The 5648-nt window shown below is 41.1% G+C and carries 6 protein-coding genes; 4 read left to right on the top strand and 2 right to left on the bottom strand.

The window, feature by feature from the left end; translation table 11 throughout:
• Positions 1 to 14: 14 nt before the first annotated feature.
• Entirely contained in the window at positions 15 to 368 is a 354-nt protein-coding gene (locus Q0K96_RS14860; protein WP_297334765.1) for a hypothetical protein, read from the bottom strand.
• 249 nt (positions 369 to 617) lie between these two features.
• On the opposite strand from Q0K96_RS14860, the gene Q0K96_RS14865 reads away from it, so the two are divergent.
• The 4 genes from Q0K96_RS14865 (at position 618) to Q0K96_RS14880 (ending at position 3996) form a co-directional block, all read left to right on the top strand.
• Positions 618 to 1799 carry an acetyl-CoA C-acyltransferase gene (locus tag Q0K96_RS14865; protein WP_297334766.1) on the top strand — a complete coding sequence of 394 codons (1182 nt, stop codon included), beginning with the start codon at positions 618 to 620 and terminating at the stop codon, positions 1797 to 1799.
• 22 nt (positions 1800 to 1821) lie between these two features.
• Positions 1822 to 2178: a DUF2200 domain-containing protein gene (locus Q0K96_RS14870; RefSeq protein ID WP_297334767.1), complete on the top strand. Its 357-nt coding sequence runs from the start codon at positions 1822 to 1824 to the stop codon at positions 2176 to 2178.
• Positions 2179 to 2301: 123 nt separating this feature from the next.
• On the top strand, positions 2302 to 3063 hold the full coding sequence (locus tag Q0K96_RS14875; protein ID WP_297334768.1) for a C40 family peptidase: 762 nt from the start codon (positions 2302 to 2304) through the stop codon (positions 3061 to 3063).
• Between the two features lie 81 nt (positions 3064 to 3144).
• The gene (locus Q0K96_RS14880; protein ID WP_297334769.1) at positions 3145 to 3996 is read left to right on the top strand and encodes an alpha/beta hydrolase; all 852 of its coding nucleotides are present in this window, start codon (positions 3145 to 3147) and stop codon (positions 3994 to 3996) included.
• Between the two features lie 93 nt (positions 3997 to 4089).
• On the opposite strand, the gene hutH is transcribed toward Q0K96_RS14880, so the two are convergent.
• Complete coding sequence (gene hutH / locus Q0K96_RS14885; protein ID WP_297334770.1) at positions 4090 to 5598, bottom strand: histidine ammonia-lyase; 1509 nt, start codon at positions 5596 to 5598, stop codon at positions 4090 to 4092.
• Positions 5599 to 5648 lie beyond the last annotated feature (50 nt).

Below are 5648 nucleotides of genomic sequence, written 5' to 3' on the forward strand. Positions count from 1 at the left end.
GGTAATACATATACTTATTTAGCCGATTCAGTGATATCGGTTAATTGAAGCAGCACTGAATGCTTGTTTACCGAATGTACTTTTGCGCCTGCTTCCCTTTTAAAGATTTTATTGTAAATGAAACGATTTTTAATTATGCCAAGCCTGTCTTTTAAGTCGGCAGACCTGATAGAAAATACATCTACCTCATTACGTTCGGGATGTGCAATAAGCTCAACCTGCTCTCCTGGCCTCAGGTCAAGGTTGTGCAGCAGTTTGGCATCCGATTCTATTTTTATCAGTTCTTTTGTTGGTTCTTTTTTATACTTGCCTACCAGGTAAACTACAAGCAGTACAACAATTCCTATGGCTATAATGGTTCCGAACATAACTAATTTTTTAATGGTTAGATTATAAAATTACAAAACGAAACGCCATGGCTGCCTTAAGCTAATGCCAAACATATTTTAAAATAAACACATTTCGTTTAATAGTAATTATTTTACATACAGCAGGCACCAAAAATGAGCCATCAATAAAAAAATTGATACATATCGATATTTTTTTAAATACTTTGTTTTTATAAGCGGTAAAAATCAGTAATTTCGCAACATCAACCGTAATAACACAATTTTACAATGAATAATAAAAAAGTAGTTATAGTATCAGCAGCGCGCACGCCAATAGGTAGTTTTATGGGTGCATTATCCACTGTCCCGGCTTCTCATCTTGGGGCTGCTGCAATAAAAGGAGCGCTTAATAAAATAAACCTTGACGGTAATCTTGTACAAGAGGTGCTTATGGGTAACGTAGTTCAGGCCGGTGTGGGCCAGGCTCCTGCAAGGCAGGCTTCAAGGCACGCGGGGCTTCCTGACAATGTTGTGGCTACTACTGTAAACAAAGTATGTGCATCGGGCATGAAAGCCGTTATGCAGGGTGCGCAAAGCATTATGTGCGGCGATGCAGATGTTGTGGTTGCCGGCGGTATGGAAAGCATGAGCCTTATTCCGCATTATGTGCAGATGAGAAACGGCAGTAAATTTGGGCCTGTTACCATGATTGACGGATTACAGAAAGACGGCCTTACCGATGCTTATGATAATAATGCAATGGGCGTTTGTGCCGACCTTTGTGCTACAGAATATAAAATAAGCCGCGAAGAGCAGGATAATTTTGCAATAGAATCGTATCAGCGTTCTGCCCGTGCGTGGGAAGAAGGTAAATTTGATAACGAAGTGGTTCCCGTAGCTGTGCCGCAACGTAAAGGCGACCCGATAATAGTAACCAAAGATGAAGAGTATACCAATGTTAAGCTGGATAAAATACCTTCACTTAATGCAGTATTTACTAAAGAAGGTACCGTAACTGCGGCAAATGCCTCTACTATAAATGACGGTGCGGCAGCACTTGTACTTATGAGCGAGGAAAAAGCTAACGAGCTTGGGCTTAAGCCGCTTGCTTACATTAAAGGCTATGCCGATGCAGAACAAGAACCAAAATGGTTTACAACATCGCCGGCAAAAGCATTACCAAAAGCGCTTGAAAAGGCAGGTATTACAAAAGATGATGTTGATTTCTTTGAATTTAACGAGGCTTTCTCTGTAGTAGGTATCGCCAATACAAAAATTCTTGGGTTAGACCCTGCTAAAGTAAATGTAAACGGTGGTGCTGTATCGCTTGGACACCCACTAGGCTGTTCAGGCGCAAGGATAATAGTTACCCTGCTGAGTGTACTTGAGCAAAACAATGGTAAAATAGGTGCTGCGGCTATTTGTAATGGCGGTGGCGGTGCATCTGCCATAGTTATAGAGAGGGCATAAATTATAAGTAAGCAGTAAAGCCATGAAAAGTCACGATGAGCGTATAGCAAGCATGACATTTGCCTCTGTGTACCCGCACTACCTTACTAAGGTGGAGAAAAAAGGGAGGACTAAAGAAGAACTGCACCGGGTAATAGAATGGCTTACAGGCTATACTGATGAAAAGCTGCAACAGCTTATAGATGAAAAAGTAACTTTTGAGCAGTTTTTTAATGATGCCGACTTAAACCCAAACTGCAACCTTATTACAGGAGTTATTTGCGGTTATCGGATAGAGGAAATAGAAAATCCTTTAACAAAAAAAGTAAGGTGTCTTGATAAGCTGGTAGATGAGTTGGCTAAAGGCCGTAAGATGGAAAAGATTTTACGTGAGGCGTAGATTACCTTAATAACTTATCTTAAAACAACAATAATGATTAGCGTTGCTTACGGAATTAACTACTATATTTGTGGTTAACCGGAGCAACGCTTTTTAATAACTAAATACTATATAACCCACATAATGTTTGGTATTTGTAACCTTGCTATTGTGCCACTGCGCCTTGAACCCAGCGACAGAAGCGAAATGACATCGCAGGTGCTTTTTGGCGAACACTTTAAAATACTGGAGCAAAACCAAAAATGGTCGCGCATAGCACTTGCATATGACAGCTATACAGGGTGGATAGATAACAAGCAGTTCAGGAATATTACTGAAGGCGAATACCAGCAACTTGAAAAAGTTCCGGCAGTACTTAATGCCGACCTCATTGAATATATTACCACTCCCGGAAACCAGCTGATGCCCATACCTATTGGCGCATCACTTTCTTTTTTAGACCATCCATCCATAAATACTGATAATTATACTTTTGAAGGGTTACGTGCTACAGGTGTAAACGGAAAACATAATCTTTTGCGTACAGCATTCATGTACCTCAACGCGCCTTATCTGTGGGGAGGAAAGACACCTTTTGGGATAGATTGTTCGGGCTTTACACAAATGGTTTACAAGCTTAATGGCTATAAGCTGTTACGTGATGCATCCCAACAGGCCACACAGGGAGAAGCCTTAAGCTTTATAGAGGAGAGCGAACCGGGTGACCTTGCATTTTTTGATAATGAAGAAGGAGCTATTATACACGTAGGTATTATAATGGAAGACAATTATATTATACACGGCCACGGCAAGGTGCGTATTGACAGGCTTGATCATTTAGGCATTTACAATATTGATACCCGAAGGCACACTCACAAACTCCGGGTAATAAAAAAGGTTATTTAGTTTGTATTTTATTTAACGTTACCGGGCATAGTAATTGTTGTTATTTGCACTAACAAATGTGCATAACCTAACAATAAAACTATGAAAAAGTTATTATTACTACCCCTGCTGTTTTTATTCCTGACTACAGGATGCAGTTCTGATGATGATAAAAACAATAATTCAACTGCGCCCCTTGCTGCAAAAGAGCTGTTTAATGTTGCCTATGGCAACCACAACCAGCAAAAAATGGATGTGTACCTCCCGGAGAACCGAACTAATGGTACAAAGGTTATTATATTAGTTCATGGCGGCTCGTGGGTAGCGGGGCAAAAAGAGGATATGAACTTTATAATCCCCACAATTAAGTCTGAATTCCCCAACCATGCCATAGTAAACATGAATTACAGGCTGGCCTCTGCACAAAATCCTGCCTACCCCATGCAGGTTGACGATATTAAAAGCGTGATAGAACATCTTGAGGAAAGCGACTACACGCTATCCGATGATTATGCCTTTATAGGCATTAGTGCAGGCGGTCATTTATCTATGTTGTACAGCTATAAGTATGATACCGATAATGATGTAAAAGCTGTTGTGAACATTGTAGGCCCTGCTGATTTTACAGACCCGGCCTATGCCGGGCATCCATTATATGAGCAGTCGGCAATAACTTTACTTGGCACTGCAAGCCCCACAGCAGAACAGATTGAAGCACTAAACCCAGTAGCCCATATAACCACAGAAGCGCCCCCTACCCTTTCCTTTTTTGGCGGGCAGGACCCATTGATACCTTCATCACAGGGACCGCTGCTTAAAGCTGCGCTGGATGAGGCAGGTATATATAACGAATATAATTTTTATCCTGATGGTGGGCATGGCGACTGGAACATCCAGACAATGCAGGAAGTATTCAGCAAAACCATAGTGTTCCTGTCGGATAGGTTTGAGTGATAAAAGCTGAGAATATTATTCCATTTCGGGCGTAACAAAGTAAAGCAAGAAATCTGATTGAAGATTTCCCGACTACGCCCGAAATGGAATTTTTTATTCAAATACACTTTCATCAAGCTCTAAATGCTGTAAAAAGGCAATGGTATTTTCTATATCATAATGCAGTATCCTGTCATCCTCAACAAGCGGGACTTCTTCCCTATATGATTTTATAAACGACTCTAAAAATTCGCTTGATTTTAAAGGCCTCCTGAATTCTATTGCCTGGCTGGCATTCATCAGTTCTATGGCAAGTATGCGCTCTAAGTTATCAATTACCTTAAGTGCCTTTGTTGCTGCATTAGCGCCCATGCTTACATGGTCTTCCTGCCCGTTAGATGATACTATGCTGTCAACACTTGCAGGAGTAGCCAGTTGCTTGTTCTGGCTTACAATACTTGCGGCGGTATATTGCGGAATCATAAACCCTGAGTTCAATCCCGGGTTGCTCACTAAAAACGGTGGTAAGCCGCGCAGGCCTGATATAAGCTGATAGGTACGTCTTTCGGATATGCTGCCAAGTTCGGCAAGGGCAATAACTAAAAAGTCGAGCGCAAGGGCAAGTGGCTGCCCGTGAAAGTTACCTCCAGATATGATTTCGTCGCTGTCAATAAAAATATTAGGGTTATCAGTAACCGAGTTAATTTCTGTGCGGAATACTTTTTTTACATAATCTATGGCATCTTTGCTGGCACCATGCACCTGCGGTATGCAACGGAAAGAGTATGGGTCCTGCACGTGCTTTTTATGCTGTGCAATAATTTCACTGCCCTCTAAAATTTCGTTCATACGCTTAGCAGTAACTATCTGTCCTTTGTGCGGCCTTATCAGGTGTATAAGCTCATTAAAAGGTTCTATCCTGCCGTCAAACCCTTCTAAGGAAACAGCACCTATCACATCTGATAGGTAACTAAGCTTAATTGATTTGATGAGTATATGAATGCCATAAGCCGCCATAAACTGTGTGCCGTTAAGCAGCGCAAGCCCTTCTTTAGATTTAAGCACAACCGGCTCCCACCCCATTTTAGAAAGTACCTTATTAGCAGGCTGCCTAAACCCATCGGCATAAACTTCGCCTTCGCCCAACAGTGGCAGCGAAAGATGTGCCAGTGGTGCAAGGTCGCCCGAAGCGCCAAGCGAACCCTGTGTGTAAACTACAGGCAGTATATCATTATTATAAAATTCGATAAGCCTTTCGACAGTTTCAAGCTGCACACCCGAATTACCATAGCTTAACGACTGTATTTTAAGCAACAACATTATTTTAACTATTGCTGCAGGTACTTCTTCACCTGTGCCGCAGGAGTGCGATTTTACCAGGTTTTCCTGTAACTTAGCAAGGTTGTCATTAGAAATTTTTACATTATATAAAGAACCGAAACCTGTATTAATACCATAAATGGGCTCGCTGTGCTCCTTCATTTTTTCATCAAGATAATTGCGGCACTTTTCTATATTTACCCTTGCCTCTTCAGAGAGTGCCAGTTTTTTATCCTGTGTTAATATATCTTTCAGTATTTCAAGCGATAGTATTTCGGAACTAATGTAATGTATGGTTTCCATTTTATGAATTGTTTGACAGGTCAAAATTCCTTAATCCATAACTAAAAAAC

Origin of the sequence: Flavobacterium sp., assembly GCF_024305175.1 — a bacterium.
GTDB lineage: Bacteria > Bacteroidota > Bacteroidia > Flavobacteriales > Flavobacteriaceae > Flavobacterium.

Bases quoted from the DNA above. Each gene is read 5' to 3' on its own strand.
- Q0K96_RS14860 (WP_297334765.1), bottom strand. From the start codon at position 368: ATGTTCGGAACCATTATAGCCATAGGAATTGTTGTACTGCTTGTAGTT.
- Q0K96_RS14865 (WP_297334766.1), top strand. From the start codon at position 618: ATGAATAATAAAAAAGTAGTTATAGTATCAGCAGCGCGCACGCCAATA.
- Q0K96_RS14870 (WP_297334767.1), top strand. From the start codon at position 1,822: ATGAAAAGTCACGATGAGCGTATAGCAAGCATGACATTTGCCTCTGTG.
- Q0K96_RS14875 (WP_297334768.1), top strand. From the start codon at position 2,302: ATGTTTGGTATTTGTAACCTTGCTATTGTGCCACTGCGCCTTGAACCC.
- Q0K96_RS14880 (WP_297334769.1), top strand. From the start codon at position 3,145: ATGAAAAAGTTATTATTACTACCCCTGCTGTTTTTATTCCTGACTACA.
- hutH (WP_297334770.1), bottom strand. From the start codon at position 5,598: ATGGAAACCATACATTACATTAGTTCCGAAATACTATCGCTTGAAATA.